The 23,832-nt window shown below is 70.2% G+C and carries 21 protein-coding genes; 10 read left to right on the plus strand and 11 right to left on the minus strand.

Going from position 1 to position 23,832, the window contains the following annotated elements; genetic code table 11:
* Positions 1-60: 60 nt before the first annotated feature.
* Positions 61-1,758 carry an aminotransferase class V-fold PLP-dependent enzyme gene (locus QM714_RS18535; RefSeq protein WP_415102812.1) on the plus strand — a complete coding sequence of 566 codons (1,698 nt, stop codon included), beginning with the start codon at positions 61-63 and terminating at the stop codon, positions 1,756-1,758.
* 56 nt (positions 1,759-1,814) lie between these two features.
* Here QM714_RS18535 and QM714_RS18540 read toward each other — a convergent pair whose 3' ends face one another.
* The 4 genes from QM714_RS18540 to QM714_RS18555 form a co-directional block, all read right to left on the minus strand.
* Positions 1,815-2,357 carry a YbaK/EbsC family protein gene (locus QM714_RS18540; RefSeq protein WP_415102813.1) on the minus strand — a complete coding sequence of 181 codons (543 nt, stop codon included), beginning with the start codon at positions 2,355-2,357 and terminating at the stop codon, positions 1,815-1,817.
* Positions 2,358-2,496: 139 nt separating this feature from the next.
* Positions 2,497-2,724 carry a PspC domain-containing protein gene (locus QM714_RS18545; RefSeq protein ID WP_415102814.1) on the minus strand — a complete coding sequence of 76 codons (228 nt, stop codon included), beginning with the start codon at positions 2,722-2,724 and terminating at the stop codon, positions 2,497-2,499.
* Complete coding sequence (locus tag QM714_RS18550; RefSeq protein ID WP_415102815.1) at positions 2,721-3,056, minus strand: hypothetical protein; 336 nt, start codon at positions 3,054-3,056, stop codon at positions 2,721-2,723. The genes QM714_RS18545 and QM714_RS18550 overlap by 4 nt, the downstream gene beginning before the upstream one ends.
* Before the next feature lie 20 nt (positions 3,057-3,076).
* Complete coding sequence (locus QM714_RS18555) at positions 3,077-4,408, minus strand: PspC domain-containing protein (RefSeq protein ID WP_415102816.1); 1,332 nt, start codon at positions 4,406-4,408, stop codon at positions 3,077-3,079.
* A 143-nt stretch (positions 4,409-4,551) separates the two neighbouring features.
* Between QM714_RS18555 and QM714_RS18560 the strand changes: the two genes are divergently transcribed.
* Both QM714_RS18560 and QM714_RS18565 read left to right on the plus strand, forming a co-directional pair.
* Complete coding sequence (locus QM714_RS18560) at positions 4,552-5,970, plus strand: PspC domain-containing protein (protein WP_415102817.1); 1,419 nt, start codon at positions 4,552-4,554, stop codon at positions 5,968-5,970.
* Positions 5,963-6,607, plus strand: a complete 645-nt coding sequence (locus QM714_RS18565; RefSeq protein WP_415102818.1) for a LuxR C-terminal-related transcriptional regulator — start codon at positions 5,963-5,965, stop codon at positions 6,605-6,607. Before QM714_RS18560 ends, QM714_RS18565 begins: the two co-directional genes overlap by 8 nt.
* Before the next feature lie 134 nt (positions 6,608-6,741).
* Here QM714_RS18565 and QM714_RS18570 read toward each other — a convergent pair whose 3' ends face one another.
* The 5 genes from QM714_RS18570 to QM714_RS18590 form a co-directional block, all read right to left on the minus strand.
* Positions 6,742-7,818, minus strand: coding sequence for an NAD/NADP octopine/nopaline dehydrogenase family protein (locus tag QM714_RS18570; RefSeq protein ID WP_415102819.1), 1,077 nt, complete (start codon positions 7,816-7,818; stop codon positions 6,742-6,744).
* A gap of 115 nt (positions 7,819-7,933) precedes the next feature.
* A complete protein-coding gene (locus QM714_RS18575) occupies positions 7,934-8,641 on the minus strand; it encodes a hypothetical protein (RefSeq protein ID WP_415102820.1) in 708 nt (235 codons plus the stop codon).
* Entirely contained in the window at positions 8,638-9,552 is a 915-nt protein-coding gene (locus QM714_RS18580) for an ABC transporter ATP-binding protein (RefSeq protein WP_415102821.1), read from the minus strand. The genes QM714_RS18575 and QM714_RS18580 overlap by 4 nt, the downstream gene beginning before the upstream one ends.
* Positions 9,549-10,469: an ABC transporter permease gene (locus QM714_RS18585; RefSeq protein ID WP_415102822.1), complete on the minus strand. Its 921-nt coding sequence runs from the start codon at positions 10,467-10,469 to the stop codon at positions 9,549-9,551. Before QM714_RS18585 ends, QM714_RS18580 begins: the two co-directional genes overlap by 4 nt.
* The gene (locus QM714_RS18590) at positions 10,450-11,445 is read right to left on the minus strand and encodes an ABC transporter ATP-binding protein (protein ID WP_415102823.1); all 996 of its coding nucleotides are present in this window, start codon (positions 11,443-11,445) and stop codon (positions 10,450-10,452) included. Before QM714_RS18590 ends, QM714_RS18585 begins: the two co-directional genes overlap by 20 nt.
* A 118-nt stretch (positions 11,446-11,563) precedes the next feature.
* Here QM714_RS18590 and QM714_RS18595 point away from each other — a divergent pair, with 118 nt between their 5' ends.
* The 4 genes from QM714_RS18595 to pcrA all read left to right on the plus strand — a co-directional run bounded on the left by QM714_RS18595 (position 11,564) and on the right by pcrA (position 17,516).
* Complete coding sequence (locus QM714_RS18595; RefSeq protein ID WP_415102824.1) at positions 11,564-11,905, plus strand: hypothetical protein; 342 nt, start codon at positions 11,564-11,566, stop codon at positions 11,903-11,905.
* Between the two features lie 248 nt (positions 11,906-12,153).
* Positions 12,154-13,920, plus strand: coding sequence for an ELWxxDGT repeat protein (locus QM714_RS18600; protein ID WP_415102825.1), 1,767 nt, complete (start codon positions 12,154-12,156; stop codon positions 13,918-13,920).
* Positions 13,917-14,987 carry a TIGR03032 family protein gene (locus QM714_RS18605; RefSeq protein WP_415102826.1) on the plus strand — a complete coding sequence of 357 codons (1,071 nt, stop codon included), beginning with the start codon at positions 13,917-13,919 and terminating at the stop codon, positions 14,985-14,987. The genes QM714_RS18600 and QM714_RS18605 overlap by 4 nt, the downstream gene beginning before the upstream one ends.
* A gap of 90 nt (positions 14,988-15,077) precedes the next feature.
* Positions 15,078-17,516 carry a DNA helicase PcrA gene (pcrA, locus tag QM714_RS18610; protein ID WP_415102827.1) on the plus strand — a complete coding sequence of 813 codons (2,439 nt, stop codon included), beginning with the start codon at positions 15,078-15,080 and terminating at the stop codon, positions 17,514-17,516.
* 15 nt (positions 17,517-17,531) lie between these two features.
* On the opposite strand, the gene QM714_RS18615 is transcribed toward pcrA, so the two are convergent.
* The gene (locus QM714_RS18615) at positions 17,532-18,605 is read right to left on the minus strand and encodes a M23 family metallopeptidase (protein WP_415102828.1); all 1,074 of its coding nucleotides are present in this window, start codon (positions 18,603-18,605) and stop codon (positions 17,532-17,534) included.
* Between the two features lie 251 nt (positions 18,606-18,856).
* Here QM714_RS18615 and QM714_RS18620 point away from each other — a divergent pair, with 251 nt between their 5' ends.
* From QM714_RS18620 to sucD, 3 genes are all read left to right on the plus strand, one after another.
* Entirely contained in the window at positions 18,857-19,717 is an 861-nt protein-coding gene (locus QM714_RS18620) for a sulfotransferase (RefSeq protein WP_415102829.1), read from the plus strand.
* Between the two features lie 72 nt (positions 19,718-19,789).
* Positions 19,790-20,953: an ADP-forming succinate--CoA ligase subunit beta gene (gene sucC / locus QM714_RS18625; protein ID WP_415102830.1), complete on the plus strand. Its 1,164-nt coding sequence runs from the start codon at positions 19,790-19,792 to the stop codon at positions 20,951-20,953.
* A 20-nt stretch (positions 20,954-20,973) separates the two neighbouring features.
* Positions 20,974-21,855, plus strand: a complete 882-nt coding sequence (sucD, locus tag QM714_RS18630) for a succinate--CoA ligase subunit alpha (protein WP_415102831.1) — start codon at positions 20,974-20,976, stop codon at positions 21,853-21,855.
* A 16-nt stretch (positions 21,856-21,871) separates the two neighbouring features.
* On the opposite strand, the gene QM714_RS18635 is transcribed toward sucD, so the two are convergent.
* Entirely contained in the window at positions 21,872-23,749 is a 1,878-nt protein-coding gene (locus QM714_RS18635; protein WP_415102832.1) for an RNA polymerase sigma factor, read from the minus strand.
* Positions 23,750-23,832 lie beyond the last annotated feature (83 nt).

Raw genomic sequence — 23,832 nt, forward strand, 5'->3', positions numbered from 1 at the left:
CGCCCGAACGACCGGAGAGGATGACGTCCCGAGGGCGCCTCGGCGGCATACAGTGTGCGGGTGAGTGAGTACGGCGAGGCGCTGCTGGCGCGGATCCGCGCGGGCGTGATCGGCGACGACCAGGTGATGACCGGACCCTATGGTCCGCGTCGGGTGACCTATGCCGACTACACCGCGTCGGGGCGGAGCCTCTCCTTCCTCGAGGACTTCATCCGCGACGAGGTGTTGCCGCGCTACGCCAACACCCACACCGAGGCCAGTGGGACCGGCTTGCAGACCACCCGTCTCCGCGAGGACGCACGCCGCCTGATCCACGACGCGGTGCGGGGTGACGACGACACCGTGGTGATCTTCACCGGGGCGGGCAGCACGGCGGCGATCGACAAGCTGATCGGCATCCTCGCACTGCGAGTGCCGGCCGACCTGGACGACCGCTACCACCTGGTCGACCAGATCCCGGTCGAGGAGCGACCGGTCGTCTTCATCGGCCCCTTCGAGCATCACTCCAACGAGCTGCCCTGGCGAGAGTCGATCGCCGACGTGGTGACCATCCCCGAGGACGCCGACGGACACATCGACCAGGCGGAGCTGCGCCGCCAGCTGGAGCGCTTCGCCGACCGGCCGCTCAAGATCGGCAGCTTCTCCGCCGCCTCCAACGTCACCGGCATCGTCTCCGACACCTACGACATCGCCGAGCTGCTCCACGAGCACGGCGCCTTGTCGTTCTGGGACTTCGCCGCCTGCGCGCCGTACGTCGACATCGACATGACGGCCCCGCCGGGGGGCGCGGCGGCGGCGTACAAGGATGCGATCTTCCTCTCCCCGCACAAGTTCATCGGCGGCCCAGGCACACCGGGCGTGCTGGTCGTCAGGCGGCAGCTGCTGACCAATCGGGTGCCGGTGGTGCCGGGTGGCGGCACGGTGATGTACGTCAACCCGAGCGAGCACGTCTACCTCGCCGACCCCGCGCACCGCGAGGAGGGCGGCACTCCGGCGATCGTGGAGTCGATCCGCGCCGGGCTGGTCTTCCAGCTCAAGGAGGCGGTCGGGGTCGAGACCATCCGCCACCACGAGGAGGATCTCCTGCGCCGTGTCGTCTCCGCGTGGCAGGAGGAGCCGACCCTGGAGCTGCTCGGCAACCTGGACGCCCGACGGCTCTCGATCGTCTCCTTCGTCGTGCGTGGGCCGTCGGGGAGATATCTCCACCACAACTTCGTGGTCGCGCTGCTCAACGACCTGTTCGGGATCCAGACCCGGGGCGGCTGCTCGTGCGCCGGTCCCTACGGCCACCGACTGCTCGGCATCGGCCTGGAGCAGTCGCATCGCTTCGAGCGGCAGATCGCGACCGGATGTGAGGGGATCAAGCCGGGGTGGGTCCGGGTGAACTTCAACTACTTCATCGACGACGAGGTGCTGGAGTACATCATCGACGCGGTCCGTCTGGTCGCCCGGCACGGTTGGCGACTGCTCGGCGACTATCGCTTCGATGCCGCGACCGGTCTGTGGCACCACCGTGACGGCGCCATCGAGCCGCCGCTGCGGCTGGCCGACGTGTCGTACGACGACGCCGGCTCGATGACCTATCCGCACCACACCGCGACCGCTCCGGCCTCCGCGCTCGCGGGCTATCTCGTCGAGGCGCGAGCGATCTTGGAGGCGGCCGCGCCCCCCGAGGACGCCGAGTCCGGCCACCTCTCGGACGACTTCGACCAGCTCTGCTGGTTTGAGCTGCCCGCCGCCTCGCTCCAGACGTCATAGCTCCTGGTCGCCCCGAGCGATGGGAGCGGATGACGCTGCCGTGTCGGCTGGGCGTCTCAGATGCCCAGTTGGGGGAGGACTTCGGCGCGCGGGAGCTTCGCCAGCAGGTGGCCGGGGAGGAGGATCTTCGAGCGGCGCAGACCTGACCCGACGATCACCACGTCGACGTCGAGGAGCGACTCGTCGACCAGGATCCGCCACTGGTCGGGGAGACCCACCGGCGTGATGCCGCCGTACTCCATCTCGGACTCGGCCACTGCGCGATCCATCGACAAGAACGAGCACTTGCGGACGTCGATGGTGCGCTTGACCAGTGCGTTGACGTCGGCACGACGGTCGGCTGGCACCACGCACGCCGCGACCCGCTCAGCGCCGTCTCGTCGCCCCGCCACCACGACACAGTTGGCGCCTGCGGACAACGGGAGCTGGTAGGCGTCCGAGCAGGTCGCAGTGTCGGCGAGGGCGGGGTCGATCGCGACGACGTTGACGCCGTCGGCGTGCGGCCAACCGGCCAACGCCGCCCGCACCGGCTCCGCGAGAAGCTCGGGATGGTCGGCCACCGGACTGCCCTGCAAGGTGCCGAGCCGGAGAACTGTCATGGGCCCATCATGCCGTTGGCGCACGCTCTCAAGACAGCGTCGTGCTCCGCGGTCGCCCCCACGACCGCGGAGCACGACATCCCCCGTGGGCTCGGCGCCGCGCGCCGGGCTGCGTGCATGAGGACCTCGAGTGCCGGTGTCAGCCTTCTGGCACCAGGATCCACATGACGACATAGGCGACGACCAGGCTGCCCAACCCGAAGATGGCGCCGAGGACCGTCAGGAGGCGAACCAGCGTGACGTCGATGCCGAGGTAGTCGGCGACGCCCGAGCAGACGCCCGCGATCATCTTGTTGTCGGTGCGGCGCACCAGGCGCTTGGGCTGGCCAGTGGGGCCGGTGGCAGGGGGTGGGGTGGGCGCGCTCATCGCTGCTCCTCCTCGTGGTCGAGGTCCGTGACGGTGTCGTCCGGACCAGTGGTGTGGTCGGTGTCGAACTCGTGCTCGGCGTACGGCGGTTCGGTCGTCGCCGCGGCGTACGGTGCGGCCGTGCGTCGTCGGCCGGACAGGGTGACGGCCAGCAGGCCGGTGGCGCCCGCGAAGACCCAGGGCAGGGGGAGCAGCCAGCGCAGGTCCTCGGTGGACACCCCGCCGTACTCCACCGCCGCCCAGATGCCGACCAGGCCCAAGAAGGCCAGGCCCATCACGAGGTGGCCGATCACGACCGGGTGGGTGCCGCGGGTGGGTTCGGTGGTGCTCATCATGGTCTCCTCTCGGGCCCTCAGGAGGCCCGGATCTCGATCTGGCCAACGCCGAGCTCGCTGCGGATCACCAGCGAGCCGGCCTCGTCGGGGACGTTGTGGAAGGCGGTGACGTAGTTCTCTACGCCGTCGTCGCTCTGACCGAACACCTCGACCGACCCGGGCCCGTCGACCTCAGCCGTGGCACGAACATCGAGCTCTTCGGGCACGATCACGACCAGGCGACCGGCGCCACCTTCGACGGTGATGGTGCGACCGTCGAGCGCGGCCGGGTCGCTGACCTCGGACAGGTTCAGCACCATTTCGCCGGCCGGGTGCCAGTAGTGGCTGCGGACGTCGGTGGACGTCGAAGGTGTCTTGGTAATGCTCTGGTCGACGACATGCTCGCCGACGGTGGTCCCCGCGAGGGTGGCGGCGCTGAGCAGGCCGACCAGGATGATCCCGCCGGCTCGACCGTAGAACGAGCCGACCACGAGCATCACACCGGCGAGCGCGGTGGCCAGGGCGGGGTAGGCCGAGACGGAGATGTCGGCTCCGGCGACATCGGCGATGCCGAGCACACCCAGCGCCAGCGTGATCAGGGCGAGGGTGAACCAGAACAGGATCGGACCCGGCTTCCGCGGTGTCGGCGGGATCGGCGCCGGCGTCGGCGGCGTCCAGCTGTACGGCGGTGGAGTCTCCGCAGCACCGGCCGGGACGTCGTACCCCGGGGTCGCCGGGGCGACCGCCGCGTACGGCGCGGTGGTGGTGGCCGTCGCGCTGCCAGGGACGTCATACCCGCTGGTCGCCGGGGCGACCGTTTCGGATGACGTGGCACCGGGGGCGGTGGCTCCGGGAGCAGGCGGGACGGTCGGTGCCGGTGGCGGACCGTACGGCGCAGGTGGGGCGACAGGCGGCTGCGGCGCGCGCGGCTGGCGGTTCATCACTACGAGTGCGACCAGCAGCCCGATCAGGATCACCGGCCAGGGTGCGTGCACGCCTCCCCAGGAGGTGCCGATCAGCGAGAGTGCGGCGATGACACCGACCACGACCAGCACGACCGAGAGGGAGCGCGAGTCGAGCCGGACGGTAGCCGGTGAGCCCTCGTCGTCGGGCAGTAGCAGCCAGAGCGCGATGTAGAGCAGGATCCCGCCGCCGCCGAAGAGCGCCAGCACCACGAACGCGACCCGCAGGATCACCGGGTCGATGTCGAGATGGCGGGCCAGGCCGCCGGCGACACCGGCCACCTTGCGGTGGGGTCCGACGGTGCGGCTGAGACGGCGTACGTCGCGCAGCTGGTCCGCCGTCGGACGCTGACGGTCGTCGGGCCTGGGCCCGGGGTCGGTCGGGGCATCGGGCGGGATGGTGGTCATGTCTCCACTCTGGTCCCGCGGGCTCTCGCGCACCATCGGGGACGACCCTGATCGTCTCCGGAGGGCTCGGGGCCCGGGTCAGGGGTGGACCAGGGTCTCGCCTCATGGTCCGGCCCCGAGCCGTGTGTGACGATGACGGTCAGATGAGTGACTCCTCCCCAAGTTCGGCGCTGCCCGGACCGACCTTGCCGACCCCAGCCCTCGCCGGTCCTGGGTCGGCTGGTCCTGGGTCGGCTGGTCCTGGGCCGGCTGGGCCCGCGCCGGGTCAGCGTCGTCCCGCGCCGACCTTCCGGCGTGCCTATCGCGACACCGGGCAGTCGGTGCTCGGCGGTGTCGCTGCCGGGCTGGCCCACCACCTGGGCCTGCCGGTGCTGTGGGTGCGGGCCGCCTTCGTGGTGCTGGCGGTGCTCGGTGGCGCCGGGGTGGCGCTGTATGGCGCGCTCTGGATCTTCCTGCCCGCCCAGCCGGCGTTCGCCGCGGACGCCCCCGGCCTGGAGAGCGCCACCCGCACCGGCAAGCGACCCCGGCCGGTGCGGATCCTCGCCGATGCCGGGCCGGCCGTCGCGTTGGGTGCGCTGGGCGTCGGAGTGGCCTTGCTGGTCGGTGCGATCTTCAACACCGGCTGGAGCTGGTGGCCGCTTGGTCTGGCCCTTGCCGGAGTCGCCCTGCTGTGGCGGCAGGCCGACGAGGCCCAACGAGAGCGCTGGCTCGACTCCACCGGCCGACTCGACCCGATCCGGGCGGTCTTCGGCGCCGGCGGGTGGGCGGCGTATGCCCGGGTCGCAGCCGGCCTCGCGCTGCTCGGCGGCGCCCTCGTGGTGCTGGCGCTGCGGGCCGGTGGCCTCACCGTGGCCTGGGACCTGGTTGTCGCCGGGTTGGTCGCGGTGACCGGGCTGGCGATCGTGATCGGACCGTGGATCTATCGCCTGGCCACCGACCTCACCGACGAGCGGGCCGAGCGGATCCGCACCCAGGAGCGCGCCGACGTTGCCGCTCACCTGCACGACTCGGTGCTGCAGACACTGGCGCTGATTCAGAAGAACTCCGCCGACGCCGCGTTGGTGGCGCGGCTCGCCCGATCGCAGGAGCGCGACCTGCGAGCGTGGCTCTACGACGTCACGCCGACCGACGGCGCCACCCTCGCGGCCGCGCTGCGGTCGGTCGCGGGCGTTGTCGAGGACGACCACGGAGTGACGGTCGACGTCGTGACCGTCGGTGACGCTCCGATGGCCGAGCCGCTGGAGCCGCTCGTCGCGGCGACCCGGGAGGCGGTCACCAACGCCGCCAAGCATGCGGGCACCGGCCGCGTCGACGTCTATGCCGAGGTCACGGATGCCGCCGTCGAAGTCTTCGTCCGCGACCGCGGGGTCGGCTTCGAGCCCGAGGAGATCCCTGCCGACCGGTACGGTGTGCGACACAGCATCGTGGACCGGATGGAGCGCCACGGCGGCTCCGCGGAGGTGCGCACGTCGCCCGGCGACGGCACCGAGGTCCGCCTGCGACTGCCGAGGACCGAGCAGTCACGAGGCACCGAGCAGCCACGAGGAGAGGCCGATGACTGACCGTCGCCGAGTCCGGGCCGTCGTCGTCGACGACCACGCTATGTTCCGCTCCGGCGTCCGTGCCGAGATCGGCCACGATGTCGAGGTGCTCGCCGAAGCCGGTGACGTCGCCGAGGCGGTGGCCGCGATCCGCGAGCACCGACCCGACGTCGTGCTCCTCGACGTCCACCTCCCCGGCGGTGGTGGAGTCGAGGTGATGCGGCAGAACCCGTGTCCTGACACCCGCTACCTCGCCCTGTCGGTCTCCGACGCTGCCGAGGACGTCATCGGCACCATCCGCGGCGGCGCCCGGGGCTACGTCACCAAGACCATCACCGGTCCGGAGCTGGTGGCCGCCATCGGCCGGGTGTCCGACGGCGACGCGGTCTTCTCGCCCCGGCTCGCCGGCTTCGTGCTCGACGCCTTCGCCGGCTCGATCGAACTCGCCGCCGTCGACGAAGACCTCGACCGGCTCACCGAGCGGGAGCGCGAGGTGATGCGCCTGATCGCCCGCGGCTACTCCTACAAGGAGGTGGCCAAGGAGCTGTTCATCTCGATCAAGACCGTCGAGACCCACATGTCCTCGGTCCTCCGCAAGCTTCAGCTCTCCTCGCGCCACGAGCTCACCCGCTGGGCCTCCGACCGCCGCCTGCTCTAGACGCGATGGATTCCTCCGCTGTGCTGGGCGCGGTCACCCGTCTTCTGCGCCCCTATGGGTGCTGAGTGTCACGTAGACCGGGCACCTAGCCCCAATAGACCCGCTGGAGACGCCACAAGGGCGCGGCAGACGACCTACAGGGCGGCGAGCTCCGCAGGGCTGAGCCCGTCGAGGCCGAGGGTGGCGAGCGTGCGGGTGCCTTCGGCGCGGAAGTCGCGGGCGAGCAGGACGCCGGCGATGGTGATCACCGAGTCCATCGCGGGAGTCGGCACGCCGATCCTTCGGGCCAGGTCGGTGAGGAACACCAGCCCGTAGCCGACGTCTTCGGTGAGGTAGCGGTTGTCGAGCTGGTGCTGAGCGCCGATGCCGAGGAAGCCGGGGGCCGTGGAGTAGCCGGTGGAGTAGTTGAGCTCCTCCATGTATCCCTGAGCGGAGCCGAGCTCCGGCTCGGAGAGCACCCGCACCCCCATCGCGGAGGCGATCGCCAGCCGCTCTAGGTCGACCGCCTCGATCAGCCGGCCCACGGCCTCGGTGACACCCTCCTCGTAGAACAAGAATGCGCCATGGGTGCGCTCGATCAGGCCGGCGTTGAGGATGGTCACGGCCGGGTGGATCACCGGGTTGCCGTTCTGCAGCGTGGTCTGGAAGACGCTCTCCGCCTTCTCGACGGCCGGGTAGACGCCGTGCAGCATCTCGTAGAGCCGGTCGGTGCCCGACCTGGGCAGCCCCGCGAGGTAGAGCCCGGCACGCAGCTTCAAGAACACCCGCACCGTGCCCGGCTGGGTGACGCGGACGGCGTACGGCAACGTGCTCGTCTCGCCGACCAGGATCGACTCGTCGGTCAGCGGCAGACCGGCCACCTTCTTGAAGACGATGGATCCAGAGGTGGAGGTCGGACAGATGACGACCGCCATGCCCGGCTGGAGGTGGTCTCGGATGGCTTCGGTCAGCGACTCGGTGGCGTACGCCGGCCCGACGAGCATGACCAGATCGGCACCCGCCAGTGCCTGGGCGGCGTCGTGTCCGGCGTAGACCACCGGAGCGAACCCCTCCAGGTCCCCGCTGGCGGAGATGCCGCCCGCCTCGGCGACCGCGTCGATGTTGGCGGGATGGTCAGCAGGGCTGAACAGCGCGACCTCGTGCCCGTGGTGGGCGAAGTCGAAGGCGGTGGCCACGCCACCGTTGCCCGATCCCACTACTGCTACCCGCATCGCCTGCTCCCTTCGTCGTGCGCCCACCGTAGCGTCGGCACACGCCACCGGCAGCCCCGACTCGGGCCCGCGAGATGGCCGGCCAGTGCCTACCGTGGATCGGGCTCAGCCTGGCTCAGGTCTCCCCGCGCATCGAGAAGGACCGCAGCCGATCCCCGGTGAACCAGACCGAGACGGCGATGACGAGGGCGGAGGCGATCAGGGCGTAGGGGAGTCCGGTGCCGGGCGCGGACACCGCGTCACCGACGGCATGGGCGATCTCGCGGCCCCAGGCACCGATCGAGAGCCACCGGATCCCGTCGAGCAGGTTGCCGAGCAACCCCTCCCAGAGCAGCACGAACAGTAGCCCGACCACCACCGCGTGCCGGGTGGTCGCGGCGGCGGCCACGAAGACAGCGGTGTACGTCGCTCCGGCGATCGCCCCGCCGACCAGCCAGCCCACGGCCGCGTCGGGCTCGGTGGAGTCGGTGATCAGGCCGGCCACCAGCAGTGGGACGGCACCGAAGGCGATGGTGGCCAGCGCGGCGACGGCGTACTTGCTGAAGCCCACCACATGGCGGCTCACCGGTTTGGCGAGCAGATAGACCACCGAGCCGTCGTCGATCTCCGGGCCGAGCACGGCCGAGGCGGCAAACAGGGCGACGAGCGGCAGGGCGAGCCCGAAGCCGAGCGCGTCGATGACGTCGGAGCCGACGCCCGGCTCGGTGAGCACGCGAATGATCGTCGCGAGCACGATCAGCACGATCGGTAGGGCGAGCAGCAGCAGACCGCGGCGGCGGCCGAGCAGGGCTTGGCCGGCTAGCCGGACGATGGTCGGGTTCATGAGGCCACCAGGTAGGCGAAGACGCTCTCGAGCGACTCGTCGGTCGGGCTCAGCTCGAGCAGACGGACCCCGCGCTGTTGGGCGAGTCGGGGCAGGACGTGAGCGAAGCCGCCCATGTCGGAGACCTCCACGTCGAGACCCCCGCGAGGGCGCAGACCGACGGCCAGCACGGACGGCTCGGCGATCAGGGCGCTGGCCAGCGCCCGGTCGTCGGAGGTGACCACGACATAGCGCATCGGCCGGTCTGTCATCAGCCGCCTGATCGCGCCGAAGTCGCCGGAGGCTGCGTGCCGCCCGGAGACGACGACCTCGATATGGCGGGCGACTTGTTCGACCTCCTCGAGGATGTGGGAGCTGAACAGCACGGTGCGGCCCTCGGCACCCATCTGGCGCAGCAGCCCCATCAGGTGCAGCCGCTGTCGTGGGTCGACGCCGTTGAACGGCTCGTCGAGCAGGAGCACGGCGGGGTCGTGCACCAGCGCCGAGGCGAGTTTGGCGCGCTGGCGCATGCCCTTGGAGTAGGTGCCGATCCGGCGGTCCGCCGGTTCCACCATCTCTACCGTGGTCAGCGCCCGCTCGGTGGCGGCTCCGGGGTCGGTGAGCCCGTGCAGTTCGGCGTTGGCGCGCACGAACTGTCGGGCGGTGAGGTAGCCGAAGCTCACCTCCCGCTCTGGCACCAGCCCGAGCTTGCGGTAGACCTCGCGGTTGCGCCAGATCGGCTCGCCGTCGAGGGTCACCGACCCCGCGGACGGGGCGAGGAAGCCGGCCATCATCGCGATCAGGGTGGACTTGCCGGCGCCGTTGGGTCCGAGCAGTCCGGTCACCCCCGGCCCGAGGTCCATCGACACGCCGTTGACGGCGACCACGTTGCCGTACCACCGTGACACGGCGTCCAGCTGGAGAACCGTCATCGGTCGGCCACCTTCTTAAAGCGCCACACCAGCAGCCCGATGCAGACCAGGATGGTGGCGAGGGTGACAACGACGTACGCCGTCAGCATGGCGGCACCCTCCGGTGGGGTGATCGTTGCCTGGGGCAGGTCGAACAGCTCCATCAGGCCGCGATAGAGGGAGTACGGCGAGAACAGGCCGGCCACCTCTCCGATCCGGTCCTGGCCTTGGTCCCAGGCGATTCCTTGGATCACGGCGACGATGCCGTTGCCGAGCAGCAGCACCATGATGGTGGCCACGACCGCGAAGCCTCGGCGCACCGACCACGACGAGATCACTGCGGCGAGACCGGCCAACATCCCGGCCAGGAGGAAGACCAGCAGGAGAGCCTGGAGCGCATCGACGGTCTGCTCCCACACCGGCAGCTCGGCCAGCAACGCGCCGACGTACAAGATCAGCACCGGGACGACCAGGTAGACCAACACGGCCGCCCACAGCGACGCCAGTCGCACCAGCGCATAGGTCGCCGGCCGCAGCGGCCGAGCGAGATAGAGCACGATCGAGCCGTGTCGTTGATCGTGGGAGAACAGGATCGGCGCCTGGGCGGCCACGAAGATCGACACCAGGATCTGAGTGGTGGTGGCGTAGCGGGCGAAGCCGACCGGCAGTGAGTCGAGCTTCACCATCACCATGACGCCGACGACGATCACGGCGGGCAGCAGGTTGAGCGCCAGCAGAGTCCACGGCAGCACCTTGGACTTGCCGGATCGGCCCAGGCCGAACACGTTGCGCAGCCCGGTGCTGAACAGCGCCAAGGCGATCGCGCCGGGGCCGAGCCGGGTGCCGTCATAGGGGCGGTAGCCCAGGTCGTGGATGACTCCGCGGCGCGGTGGCGCGCCCTGGACCGCGGGCGGCCGCTCAGGCGGGATGGCCGACATGCGCCCCTCCTTCGCTGAAGACGTCCTCGATGCGGCGGTGGTCGGCCTGGACCCGCACCAGCCCGACGCCCAGTTCGCAGGCCAGGTCACGGACCAGATCGTGCGGATCCGGTGCGCCGGGTGGCACCGGATCGATGGCGACCAGATTGCCGCGCGGTCGACACAGCAGCCCCCGGGCGGCCAGCGCCTCGCCCATCCGGTGTTGAGCGTTCTCGCCGAGCACCTCGACGAGCAGGGTGCCGGTCTGGTCCAAGAAGTCGTCGGTGGCCGAGGCGCGGAGAAGTCGGCCGCCGTCGAGGACCACGACATGGTCGCTGACCCGCTCCAGCTCGCCGAGCAGATGGGAGGTGACGACCACGGCGATGCCGAAGTCGTGCCCGATCCGGGAGATCAGGTGCAGCATGTCGTCGCGCGCAGCGGGGTCGAGCCCGTTGGTCGGCTCGTCGAGCAGCACCAGCCGGGGGTCGTGCGCGAGCGCCTGGGCGAGCTTGGCGCGCTGTTTCATGCCGGTGGAGTAGCCCCCCATCGGCCGATAGCGCTCCTCCGCCAACCCGACGTGGCGCAGCACCTCGGCGGCTCGCTCTCGGGCAGCTGTGCGGGGCAGGCCGGACAGCCGGGCCAGGTGGACGACGAAGTCGCTTGCGCTGACGTCGGGTGGAAGACAGTCGTGCTCGGGCATGTAGCCCACCAGCGACCGGATGGTCAGGCCTGCCTTGCTGATGTCGTGACCCAGCACCCAGGCCCGACCCGAGGTCGGTCTGAGCAGCCCCAACAGGATCTTGACCAGCGTCGACTTTCCGGCTCCGTTGGCACCGACGAGTCCGGTGACGCCGCCGCCGATCTCCAGGTCGAGTGCGTGCAGGGCGAGCACCGAGCCGTAGTCCTTGGTCAGGCCGAGCGTGCGTACGACGCTCCCGTCGCCGCCCGCGGCCACCGTCTCGTCGGCCGGCAGACCTCCGCCGCTGCTGTCACTCACGTCGGACAGCCTGTCGTGCGTCGTCGTGGCAGCACCACCCGGGATCCCCCTGACGTTGATGGTGGGGGCCCTGACGCGCCCCCCAGCGTCGATGAGCCATCACGGTAGCCTGACCGCCATGGATCTGCTGCTCCACGTCGCGCTCTTCTTGCATTTCATCGGCTGGGGCGCCCTCCTCGGTGGCCTGGTCGTGCAGATGCGTGAGCCCGTGAAGCGGATCAACGCCGCCATCCGCGACGGGATCGGGCTGGCCTTCCTGGCCGGCCTGCTGCTGGTGGGGATCTTGGAGGGCCAGGACCACCCGGTGAACCACGCCAAGATCGCCGTGAAATTCGTGATCGCCCTGGTGATCTTGGTGTTGGCGATGGCCAACATGCGCAAGGAGCGGATCCCCGACGGCCTGTTCTGGGGACTGCTGATCCTCACCCTCGGCAACATCGGTGTCGCCATCTTCTGGTGAGCTTGGGAACCCCCGGCACCGCCGTCACGTCGTAGTCCCAGAGCGACAATCGCGGGACCGAAAGCGGTGACAGCGGGCGCTCTTGGTGCGCATACTGGGCTCGCGTGGCTCCCGTCGGGGTGCCCGTCGAAGGGGGAATAGGGATGAGTCGACGGCAGCGTTCGCTCAGGGAGCAGGTCTCACGGTCGCGGGTGGCGCGCGCGAAGGCGCAGCGGCGCCGGGTCCGTGCCCTTCGCGCAGGTCGCGCAATGCGGGCCGCGACCGCCGCCGCGGTGACGTTGGCCGGTGCCGGGACCGCAGCCGCGGTGGCCGCTCCCGCAGGCGCCGCCGCGCCGGGTGCGGCGAGCGCCAGCAGTGCCGTCGCGCGTCAGTTGGACTGTGGTGATGCGCCGGCCCCCGGAAGCTCACCGAGCAACCTCGTCGGCGTCGGCGACCTGCTCTTCTTCACCGCGACCGACGGCACCCACGGGCAGGGCCTGTGGCGCTCGGACGGCAGCACGGCCGGGACCGTCTTCCTCAAGAAGGTCGGCGGCGGGGACGGTTACGACTACGACTACGGCCGCACGTCCATGGCTGGCATCGCGGACACGCTCTTCTTCACCACCGACGCCGCGAAGGGCAAGGGTCAGGAGCTCTGGCGCTCGGACGGCACTCGATCAGGGACCGTCCTCGTCAAGGCCTTCCCGAAGGCCGACGGCGGCTACTACGGCAACGGGCTCGACAGCCTGACCGCGGTCGGCGACACGCTCTTCTTCACCGTCGACGACGGCGACGACAGTTCGCTGTGGCGCTCGGACGGCACTTCCTCGGGGACTGCCCTGGTGAAGGAGGTCGGCTCCTCCGCCGGCGACTACGACACCGGGCCGGGCAACATGACCGCTGCCGGTGACACCTTGTTCTTCACCGCCGAGGACGACGCCCACGGGCAGGAGCTGTGGCGCTCGGACGGCACCGCGGCGGGCACCGCGATCGTCAAGGACATCCGGCCGGGCTCCTACGACAGCAGCGTGCGCAACATCGTCGCCGACGGCGACAGCGTCTTCTTCAACGCGCGGGATGGCGTGCACGGCCGGGAGCTGTGGACCTCCGACGGCACCGAGGACGGCACGGCCCTCGTCGCCGACCTCTGGCCGGGATCGCGCGGCGGGAACCCGTCGTACCTCACCGTGTCGGGCGGAGCGCTCTTCTTCAGCGCAGCCCACGACGCCGACGGCACCGACCTGTGGCGCTCGGACGGCACCGAGGCGGGCACGGTCATCGTCAAGGACCTGGGCTCGACGGACGAGGACTACTACGGTGTCAGCGGCCTGACCGACGTCGACGGCACCCTGTTCTTCGCGGCCCCCGACGACGATCACGGGCAGGAGTTGTGGCGCTCGGACGGCACCGAGGCGGGCACGGTCCTGGTCAAGGACATCCGCCCCGGCGACTACGACTCCTCCCCCTACGAGTTGACCTCAGCCGATGGGACGCTCTTCTTCACGGCCCGAGACGGCGTCCATGGCCGCGAGTTGTGGCGCTCGGACGGCACCGAGGGCGGCACGGTCCTGGTCAAGGACGTCTCACCTGATGCCAACGGCTACGGCTACCCCGCGCGGCTGACCGCGGTCGGGGGGACGATCTTCTTCGCCGCCGACGACGGTGTCCACGGCCGTGAGCTGTGGCGCTCGGACGGCACCGAGGCGGGCACGGCCATGGTCGAGGACCTCAACCTGGGCCGTGGGCTCGTGGCCTCGTCCGCCAATGCCAAGAACGCGCGCACGGCGAGGGTCAGGGTCGTCGTCGACATCCCGGGACGGCTGGTCGTCAGGTCGGCGGGCGGGTCCTGGGTCCGGCGGTCCGCACAGAACCTCGACGACGTGGGCGGCCACACCCTCACGCTGAAGCTCACGAAGTCGACGACCAAGAAGCTCAGGCGGACCGGGAAGGTCCGGATCGGGCTCCGCTTCGCGTTCACCTCGTGCACCGGAGCCACCAGCAGCGCGACCAAGCACTACACCCTTCGGCTGCGGTGAGCGCGCCGGCCGGGCCGTCCGCGTCGGCTCCTGCCACCGAAGTCCGGTTCCACCACAGCACGGACTTTGCGGACGTGCTGGAGGCGGCGGGGTGCTCGTTGCTGATCTCGACCTATCAGGCCGGGCAGGTCGTCGCCGTCGGTGTCGCTGAGGGGAGGCCGACCTTGTCCTTCCGCCGGTTCGACCAGGCGATGGGCCTGGCCGTCGGCGAGGACCGGCTGGCTGTCGGCGGCAAGGGGCAGGTGTGGCTGCTGCGCGACCACTCCGACCTGGCTCCGTCGATGCCACCCGCCGGTCGCCACGACCGCTGCTGGCTCCCGCGCTCGTCGATCGTCACCGGCTCTATCCAGTGCCATGAGATCGCCTGGGGGGCTTCGGCGACGGGGGAGCCGGATCTGTGGGTGGTCAACACGCGGTTCTCCTGTCTGGCCGGCCTCGACTCGCGCTACAGCTTCGTCCCGCGGTGGCGACCGCCCTTCATCTCCGCACTGGCGGCCCAAGACCGCTGCCACCTCAACGGCCTCGCCATGCGCGACGGCGCGCCCGCCTTCGTCACCGTGATGGCTGCCTCCGACGAGCCCGGTGGCTGGCGACGCTCCCGCAACGACAGTGGTGCGGTCCTTGACGTGGCCTCGGGTGGGACGGTGACCAGCGGCCTGGCGATGCCCCACTCGCCACGGTGGTACGACGACGGGTTGCTGGTGCTGAACTCCGGCATGGGCCGGCTCGAGGCGGTCGACCTCGCGACCGGGGAGCGGACGGTCGTGGCCACCTTCCCCGGCTATGCCCGTGGACTGGCCCTCCATGGCGGCCTCGCGTTCGTGGGCCTGTCCCGGATCCGTGACACTGCGGTCTTCGGCGGCGCCCCGATCGCGTCCTACCACGACCAGTTGAAGTGCGGTGTCGGCATCGTCGAGCTCGCCACCGGCAGCACCGTCGCCACCTTCGAGTTCGCCACCGGGGTGGAGGAGATCTTCGACGTCCAAGCGGTTTCCGGCGTCCGCTGCCCCACCTTCGGTGACACGGCTGGCGACGGTGACGACATCTGGGTCCTGCCCGCGCAGTAGCCATCTGCGCACGAGCAACGTGCCAGGCATGGCCGGCCAGCTCGACCGTCGGTCGTGTTGTCCCTGGCGCAGCCTAGGCTGGGCCATGACATGAGTGACACCGTCCCGATCCCCGGCCTCGAGCTGGCCGAGGAGCCCCGCCCGGCCCACCCCGGCCCGACCGTCGAAGAGCTGCTCGAGGGCCTCAACGAGCCGCAGCGGGCCGCGGTGACCCATCAGGGGGCGCCGTTGTTGGTGGTGGCCGGTGCCGGCTCGGGCAAGACTCGGGTGCTCACCCGTCGGATCGCCTGGCTGGTGGCCCAGCGGCAGGCTCATCCGGGGTCGATCCTGGCGATCACGTTCACCAACAAGGCCGCCGCGGAGATGAAGGAGCGGGTCGAGGCGCTGGTCGGCCGGCGGGCGCGGATCATGTGGGTCTCGACGTTCCACTCGGCGTGCGTGCGCATCTTGCGCAAGGAGATCAGCCGGATCGGCTTCAAGTCGAGCTTCTCGATCTACGACGCCGCCGACTCCAAACGCCTGATGACGCTGGTCCTCAAGGACCTCGATGTCGATCCCCGGCGCTACCAGCCTGGCGCGGTGCTGCACTGGGTCTCGGATAAGAAGAACGAGCTGCTCGACGTGGAGGAGGCGACCAAGGACGCACGGAACTCCTTCGAGGAGACCTGCGCCGCGGCGTACTCCTGGTATCAGCGTCGGCTGCGCGAGGCCAACGCCCTCGACTTCGACGACCTGATCATGACCACCGTGCACCTCTTCGCCACCTATCCCGAGGTGCGGGAGACCTATCGGCGGCGGTTCCGGCACGTGCTGGTCGACGAGTATCAAGACACCAACCACGCGCAGTACGCCCTCATCCGCCAACTCTGCGCCGACGACCCCGAGGACGGCCTCCTCGAGACGGCGGAGCGGGAGGAGGGCCGGGTGCCTGCGGCTGAGCTGATGGTGGTGGGCGACGCGGACCAGTCGATCTATGCGTTCCGGGGCGCAAACATCCGCAACATCCTCGACTTCGAGCAGGACTTCCCCAACGCCACCTCGATCCTGCTCGAGCAGAACTACCGCTCCACCCAGACCATCCTCAACGCCGCCAACGCGGTCATCGCCAACAATGACGGCCGCAAGCCCAAGCGGCTCTGGTCCGACGCGGGCGACGGAGCCCCGATCGTGGGCTACGTCGCCGACGACGAGCGCGACGAGGCCAGGTTCGTCGCCGAGGAGATCGACCAGCTCACCGATGACGGGAAGGCTCGACTGGGAGAGGTCGCGGTGTTCTACCGCACCAATGCCCAGTCGCGCGTGTTCGAGGAGATCTTCATCCGGCTCGGCATGCCCTATCGCGTCGTCGGAGGCGTTCGCTTCTACGAGCGGCGCGAGGTCCGTGACGCGCTGGCCTATCTGCGGATGCTGGCCAACCCGGCCGACGAGATCTCGCTGCGCCGGATCCTGAACACCCCCAAGCGTGGCATCGGCGACCGGGCCGAGGCCTGCATCTCCGCCTTCGCCGAGCGGGACGGGCTGACCTTCCGGGAGGCGCTGCGGCGCGCCGACCAGGCCCCCGGCGTCGCCACTCGATCACTGAAGAACATCCAGGCCTTCGTGGAGGTGATCGAGGAGCTGCAGCAGCTGGTCGAAGCGGGCGAGCGAGCCGACGTGGTCTTGGAGACGACGCTGGACCGGTCCGGCTACCTCGCGGCGTTGGAGGCCTCCGAGGATCCCCAGGACGCGACTCGGATCGAGAACCTCGGCGAGCTGGTCGCGGTGGCGCGGGAGTTCAGCGAGGACCCGGTGGCCGGCCCGTCGGCTGATCCGGCCGACGTCGACGCCGGGCTGGTCACCCCCGGCCTGTCGGACTTCCTCGAGCGGGTCGCGTTGGTCGCCGACAGCGACCAGATCCCCGACGCCCCCGACGACGAGGACGCCGGCGTGGTCACCTTGATGACACTGCACACCGCCAAGGGCCTGGAGTTCCCGGTCGTCTTCCTCACCGGCCTGGAGGACGGCGTCTTCCCGCACTCGCGAGCACTCGGCGACAAACCGGAGCTGGAGGAGGAGCGGCGGCTCGCCTATGTCGGGGTGACCAGGGCCCAGCAGCTGCTCTACGTCTCCCGCGCTCTGATCCGCTCGGCCTGGGGTGCGCCGATGCACAACCCGGCCTCCCGGTTCCTCTCCGAGCTGCCGGTCGACCTGGTCGAGTGGCGCCGCGAGGAGGCCGCCCAGACCCAGTGGGGGCGGCCGCAGTGGGGCCGGCCGGAGCTCGCCGACGCCGCCGGGTTGGGCCAGCCGACCGCTGCGGGGCGGCGCAACTTCAGTTCAGCTGCGCTGCGGCTCGATGCGGCCGCCAAGGCGAAGCCGGCCCGATCGATCCCGTCCTTGAACCCCGGCGACCGGGTCCTCCACCCCTCGATGGGGATGGGCACCGTCGTCTCGTTGGAGGGCACCGGCGAGAAGACCGTCGCCTCGATCGACTTCGGCTCCGAAGGGGTGCGCCGCCTGCTGCTGCGCTATGCGCCGGTCGAGAAGCTCTGAGCGTGGACTGTCGAACTACGGCGTGACGCCGTGCTGCACGAAGGCCGGGAACGGGTCGACGGCGTCGCCGCCACCCGGGTGGACCTCGACGTGCAGATGGGCGCCGAAGGCGTTGCCGGTCTCGCCGATGTAGCCGATCAGCTCACCCGGGGTCACCGTGTCGCCCGCGCTGACCGCGAACTCCGACTGGTGGCAGTACCAGATCTCGGTGCCGTCGTCGAGGGTGACCACGGTCTTGTTTCCGTAGGCGCCGTCGTAGCCGGCCGAGGAGACCACTCCGCCAGCAACGGCGTGGATCTCGGTGCCGTAGGGGGCCGCGAAGTCGAGACCGGTGTGGTAGCCGGAGGAGTAGTAGCTGCGCGCCATCCCGAAGGTGTTGGTGATGTGGTAGTGGTCCACCGGGAGGACCCACTGGTTGAGCGCGATCTTGTCCGACTGCTTCTCGGCCTGTTCGCGCAGCGTCTCAAGCTGCTTGTCCCGCTCCTTGGCCTGCTGCTCGGTCTCCTGCTCCAGCGGGCTGGTCGCGGCGTCACTCTGCGTGTCGTCGCGCTCACTGTCGCGACTGACCGTCGCGGTGCGACCCTTGAGCAGACTGGTGGTCGACTGGCCCGCCACCCCGGTGAGCGCGGAGGCCTGCACGGTGCGGCCGGCAGTCTCCCCGGAGGCGGCGCTGATCAGGTCACCACTCGCGCCCGACGTGAGTGCGCCACCGACGGCGACCGCCATCACAGCAACGCCGGCGAGGACCGGGCCGGACGGGAGCGCTCGGAAGAGCGGCCCACGAGAGCCGGTGTGCCTGGCTGCGCGCCGCTTGCCGGGAGCTGCCACCTCGGACCTGGTCGTACGCCGAGAAGCGGTGCTCAAGGTGGGCGTGTCCGGAGTCGAGCTGACGGAGACGTCGACCGCAGGGGCCGGCCGGGCCATCCGCTTGCCGGGCACGGAATGCTGGATCTCCGAGCGCTGGATCTCCGAAGTGGAGGCGGCTCGGGGCTTCGCGGTAGCGATCCGCTTGCCGGCGCTCGGGCGCGCTGCAGAGGCCCCCATGGTGCTCCGGCCGAGGCCGCTGCGTGCGGCTCGGTGGCTACCCATATGGAGGTCCTCACTGACGGGGGATCGTGACAACGGTCCCTGACTGTAACGGATTGATCACGAACAGAAAAACCGGGGTCTGTTCGATTGTGAATGACGGCGGTTCCCGACGGACCGGAATCGCGAAACCAGCGCCTAGCCAAGCGCATCTTCGGCGTGAACCCAGGGTGGGGGCCACCTGCTGGACCAGACCAGTCGCCTCGTGCGGACGGGTTCGGGCGTCCGGGACTGTCTCGTTTAGGCTCAGGCGGGTGTGGGAGCGAATCACGCGACGTCTGGCGCGCAGTCACCTTCGCGAGCGCGACGAGACGATAGCGCGTCTCCGCGGCGAGCGCGACCGCGCGCGGCACCGGGTGTCGGTCTTCGAGCGTGACACGCGGGTGGAGTACCTCTTCGTGCTCACCTACGGCCGTTCCGGATCGACCCTCGCGCAGGGCATCTTGAACAGCATCCCCGGCTATCTGATCCGCGGCGAGAACCGCCAGATCCTGCGCCACGTGTGGGCCTACGACAAGACCGGCGTCGCCGAGCGCCGGGTGCAGCGCCGCAAGCAAGGCGAGCGTGGGGTCGAGAAGGGCTCGTCCGGATCGCGGTCCCCGTTGTTCGGGATGGACAACTATGCCCACGGCGCGGCGCTCCGGCACGCGCGCAAGCTCGCGGTGGCGACCATCCTGCGGCCGGAGCCGGACACCCGGGTCACCGGCTTCAAGGAGATCTTGTGGGGTGAGCCCGACACCCCGGACTTCGTCCGCTGGCTCCAAGACGTCTTCCCGGGTGCGAGGTTCGTTATCAACACCCGTGACCTGGAGTCTGTCTCGCACAGCGCCTGGTGGTCCAAGGATCCCGACGCGCTCGCCGAGCTCCAGGAGCGCGAGGCGATGCTGATGAGGCTGCGCGACCAGCTCGGGGACGCGGCGTACCACATCAAGTACGACGAGTTCACCGCCAACCCCGAGGTCCTCCATGGACTCTTCGAGTGGCTCGGCGAGCCGTTCGACGTGGAGACGGTCCGCGCGGTCCTCGACGTGCGCCACTCGTTCCGGCCGCGCACCGACCGCTCGGGCGAGACCGACGAAGAGGAGACCGGGGAACCAGTGGCCGATCCGCCGTAGTCGTCGGCTGAGAGCGGGAATAGGCTGCCTGAAGTCTCTCGACGTCGACCTATGTAAGGACGGGGCTGGATCGTGGACCTGATGGAGTACCAGGCGAAGGAGCTCTTCGCCAAGCACAACGTGTCGGTGACGCTCGGCGTGGTCATCACCGATCCGGCCGAGGCCGCCGCCGCGGCGGAGAGTCTCGGTGGCCGGGTGGTCGTCAAGGCGCAGGTCAAGACCGGCGGTCGGGGCAAGGCCGGCGGAGTGAAGCTCGCCACGGATCCGCAGGATGCCGTGGTCAAGGCGGGCGAGATCCTCGGCATGGACATCAAGGGCCACACCGTGCGCCGGGTGCTGATCGCGCCGGCTGCCGACATCGCCGACGAGTACTACTTCTCCTTCCTGGTCGACCGCGCCGAGCGCGACTATCTCTGCATCGCCTCGGTCGAGGGTGGCGTCGAGATCGAGATCACCGCCGTCGAGAAGCCGGAGGCCGTGGCCAAGGTCTCCATCGACCCGCTCGTGGGTGTCGACGCCGCCAAGGCGGCCGAGATCGTCGCCGCCACCGGGTTCCCTGCGGAGGTGGCCGACCAGGCCATGGAGGCCATTCAGCGGCTGTGGGACGTCTTCATCCGCGAGGACGCAACCTTGGTCGAGGTGAACCCGCTCGTCAAGCTCGGCGACGGGAGCCTTGAGGCGCTGGACGGCAAGGTCACCCTCGACGGCAACGCCGACTTCCGTCAGCCCGACCACGCGGCCTTCGAGCTCCGCGACGAGGTCGACCCTCTCGAGCTGGCCGCCAAGGAGAAGGGCCTCAACTACGTCAAGCTGGACGGCGAGGTCGGCATCATCGGCAACGGAGCCGGCCTGGTGATGTCCACCCTCGACGTGGTGGCCTATGCCGGGGAGGCCCATGGTGGGGTCAAGCCGGCCAACTTCCTCGACATCGGTGGCGGCGCGTCCGCGCAGGTGATGGCCGACGGCCTGCACATCATCCTCGGTGATCCGCAGGTCAAGGCGGTCTTCGTCAACGTCTTCGGCGGCATCACCGCCTGCGACGCCGTCGCCGACGGCATCGTGCACGCGCTGGCCATGCTCGGGGACGATGCGGACAAGCCGCTGGTGGTCCGCCTCGACGGCAACAACGTGGAGGCGGGCCACCGCATCCTGGTCGAGGCCAACCATCCGCTGGTCACCATCGTCGACACCATGGATGGCGCGGCCGAGAAGGCCGCCGAGCTGGCGAACGCCTGAGAGGGGCACACGGACACATCATGGCCATCTTCCTGACAGACAAGAGCAAGGTCGTCGTCCAGGGCATGACCGGGTCGGAGGGCATGAAGCACACCACCCGCATGCTCGCCTCCGGCACCGACATCGTCGGCGGGGTCAACCCGCGCAAGGCCGGCGAGACGGTGAGTATCGAGGGCACCGACCTGCCGGTGTTCGGCACCGTCGCCGACGCGATCGCCCGGACCGGCGCGGACGTGTCGGTGGTCTTCGTGCCGCCGGCGTTCACCAAGGCCGCGGTGGAGGAGGCCGTCGACGCCGGCATGCCGCTGGTGGTCGTCATCACCGAGGGCGTCCCGGTCAACGACACCGCCGAGTTTCGTGCGTACGCCGCCGCGAAGGGCACCCGCATCATCGGTCCGAACTGCCCCGGCCTGATCAGCCCCGGCAAGTCCAACGCGGGCATCATCCCGGCCACCATCACCGGAGCCGGCCGGATCGGACTGGTGTCGAAGTCCGGCACGCTGACCTATCAGATGATGTACGAGCTCTCCGACCTCGGCTTCTCCTCCTGCGTCGGCATCGGTGGCGACCCGATCATCGGCACCACCCACATCGACTGCCTCGCGGCGTTCCAAGACGACCCGGAGACCGACGCCATCGTGATGATCGGTGAGATCGGCGGCGACGCCGAGGAGCGGGCGGCGGCGTACATCAAGGACAACGTCACCAAGCCGGTCGTCGGCTACGTCGCCGGCTTCACCGCCCCCGAGGGCAAGACGATGGGCCACGCCGGCGCGATCGTCTCCGGCTCCTCCGGCACTGCCCAGGCCAAGAAGGAGGCCCTGGAGGCGGTCGGCGTCAAGGTCGGCAAGACGCCCTCGGAGACCGCCCACCTGATGCGCGAGATCATCGCCGCCGGGTAGATCCTTGCCGGGCCGATCAGCGGCCGGGCTTGGGCAGCTTGGCGAGCCGCTGCTGGGCGCGCTCGACGAGGGCGATGAAGTCGGTGGTCGACATGGTCGCGTGGGGGGCGGGGATGAAGCCGACCTGACCGACCGCGGTGCCGGAGCGGGTGATGCCCATCAGATAGGTCACATCTCGCTTGTCGGAGACCTCGACGGTGAGGCGCCACACGGACAGGTCACCGTGGCTGTCGCTGTGCTGGGCGAGTCGGGCGACCTTCGTGCCGAGCTGCTTGTCGGGGCACTTGGTGATGCGGTCGCGGACGTCGGCGACGAAGGCGGCGGCCTTGGCGGCGGGCAGGGTGCCGACGGTCTCGGTCAGTCCGAACGTCGCGGGAAGGTCGGCGCGGGGAACGAGGAAGGTGCGACTGAACGCGACAGCCATCGGCGGGTGGGAGAAGACGGCCCGATCGCACTGGGTGGCGGCGGGATTGCTGACGGCCCGCTTCGGCTCGGTGCCGACCCAGCGCTCGGTCATGCCCGTCACCGGCGGCAGGTCCACCTCGCTGAGCATGCCCGGGACCGATCCGGTCGGTGGCGGCGAGACCTCGGTCATGGTCGGTGGGCCGGCACAGTGGCCGGTTGCGGGTTGGCCACACTGGGCGTTCACCGCCGCGGCGAGCAGGGTAAGGCCGGCTCGGACGTTGGGGGTGGGTGTGGCGAACCGGGCGACCGTGGTCGTGGTCACCTGACCGGTGCGGGCGACGCCGACCAGCATCGCAGGCGGGCCGCCGTCCCAGGATCGCATCACGAACGCCGTTGCCTGGTCGCCGACGCCGTCGACCCGGCCGATCCGCTCCAGATAGGTGCGGCCGGTCGAGCACCCGGCGAACCAGGCCGTCGTGGTCCGATAGGTGGCCCGCGCCCGACGCGGGTCGTCGGAGAGCTCGGCGGTCTGGATTGCGGTCGCCTGTTGCTTCGACTGCGCCAGCCGCACCGCGGTGCCCGAGCCGGCGCTGCGCTTCGGCTTGGCGGTGAACGTGCGCACCAAGAAGCCCTCCGCATGTGGGTCGGCGAAGCGGGCTGTCTGGCAGGGCAGCACCCTGCCGTTGCCCCGGGTGTTCTCCGAGGTGGAGGCGATCCGCCACGTCATCGTCGGCGCCACCCGGGTGACCTGATCGGCGGCGAGCAGGGTGTCCGGGGAGAGCTCGGCCGGTGCCGGGGTGGGTGTCTCGGGAACGGTCGGCGAGGGGCTCGTGCTGGTGACCTGGTGGGTCAGCCGGGGCTGGACCCCGTCGTCCGCGTGCACGGCGACGCCACTGACCAGCAGGGCAGCCAGTCCCACCGCCACGCCGAGCCCGGTGTAGGTGCGCCGCCGGGCGGTGCCAGCCCGGCGGATGATGGTCACCCGCGGCGGACGGAGGGCTTCCAGCGGCGTCGAGAGCTCCTCCAGAGCAGTGCGGACGGCGGTCGACTCGATCTCGCGATGGGTCGCGAATGTCGCCGTCGCGGTCTGCAGCGTGTGCTCGGCCTCGCTCGGTGGCAAGCCCGCCTCTCGGGCGATCTCCGCCATCGAGCCGGAGGTCAGGTGCGCCAACACCAGCATCCGCCGCTGCGGCGAGGTGAGCTTGCCCAGCGCATCCAAGGTGGCGGCCTGCTCGGTGCCGGTGCTCTTGTCGCGATGCCACATCCGGGCGCCGTGGCGGCGGTGGGCGTTGGTCCATGCAATCGGCCGCGTCCAGCGCTCGGGGTCGGCGGTGCGAGACACCTTCGGCCAGTGGTGCCACGTCGAGATGAAGGCATCACGCACCGCCAGCTGCGAGGCACGCTGGTCGCCGGTCAGGGCGTAGGTCTGGTGCAGCAGTCGCTGATAGGCGTCGGCGTAGAGCGCGTCGAAGCGGGTCGGGTCGAGCATGACTCGTCCACGGTACGTGAGCCGGTGAACGCTCGCACATCTGTCGGAGTCGGGTCGGCCGACCGCGGGTGCCGCGCGCGTGG

The sequence above is a fragment of the Nocardioides sp. genome (assembly GCF_047602075.1).
Lineage (GTDB): Bacteria > Actinomycetota > Actinomycetes > Propionibacteriales > Nocardioidaceae > Nocardioides.

Bases quoted from the DNA above. Each gene is read 5' to 3' on its own strand.
- QM714_RS18540 (WP_415102813.1), bottom strand. From the start codon at position 2,357: ATGACAGTTCTCCGGCTCGGCACCTTGCAGGGCAGTCCGGTGGCCGAC.
- QM714_RS18545 (WP_415102814.1), bottom strand. From the start codon at position 2,724: ATGAGCGCGCCCACCCCACCCCCTGCCACCGGCCCCACTGGCCAGCCC.
- QM714_RS18550 (WP_415102815.1), bottom strand. From the start codon at position 3,056: ATGAGCACCACCGAACCCACCCGCGGCACCCACCCGGTCGTGATCGGC.
- QM714_RS18555 (WP_415102816.1), bottom strand. From the start codon at position 4,408: ATGACCACCATCCCGCCCGATGCCCCGACCGACCCCGGGCCCAGGCCC.
- QM714_RS18560 (WP_415102817.1), top strand. From the start codon at position 4,552: ATGAGTGACTCCTCCCCAAGTTCGGCGCTGCCCGGACCGACCTTGCCG.
- QM714_RS18565 (WP_415102818.1), top strand. From the start codon at position 5,963: ATGACTGACCGTCGCCGAGTCCGGGCCGTCGTCGTCGACGACCACGCT.
- QM714_RS18570 (WP_415102819.1), bottom strand. From the start codon at position 7,818: ATGCGGGTAGCAGTAGTGGGATCGGGCAACGGTGGCGTGGCCACCGCC.
- QM714_RS18575 (WP_415102820.1), bottom strand. From the start codon at position 8,641: ATGAACCCGACCATCGTCCGGCTAGCCGGCCAAGCCCTGCTCGGCCGC.
- QM714_RS18580 (WP_415102821.1), bottom strand. From the start codon at position 9,552: ATGACGGTTCTCCAGCTGGACGCCGTGTCACGGTGGTACGGCAACGTG.
- QM714_RS18585 (WP_415102822.1), bottom strand. From the start codon at position 10,469: ATGTCGGCCATCCCGCCTGAGCGGCCGCCCGCGGTCCAGGGCGCGCCA.
- QM714_RS18595 (WP_415102824.1), top strand. From the start codon at position 11,564: ATGGATCTGCTGCTCCACGTCGCGCTCTTCTTGCATTTCATCGGCTGG.
- QM714_RS18600 (WP_415102825.1), top strand. From the start codon at position 12,154: ATGCGGGCCGCGACCGCCGCCGCGGTGACGTTGGCCGGTGCCGGGACC.
- pcrA (WP_415102827.1), top strand. From the start codon at position 15,078: ATGAGTGACACCGTCCCGATCCCCGGCCTCGAGCTGGCCGAGGAGCCC.
- QM714_RS18615 (WP_415102828.1), bottom strand. From the start codon at position 18,605: ATGGGTAGCCACCGAGCCGCACGCAGCGGCCTCGGCCGGAGCACCATG.
- sucD (WP_415102831.1), top strand. From the start codon at position 20,974: ATGGCCATCTTCCTGACAGACAAGAGCAAGGTCGTCGTCCAGGGCATG.
- QM714_RS18635 (WP_415102832.1), bottom strand. From the start codon at position 23,749: ATGCTCGACCCGACCCGCTTCGACGCGCTCTACGCCGACGCCTATCAG.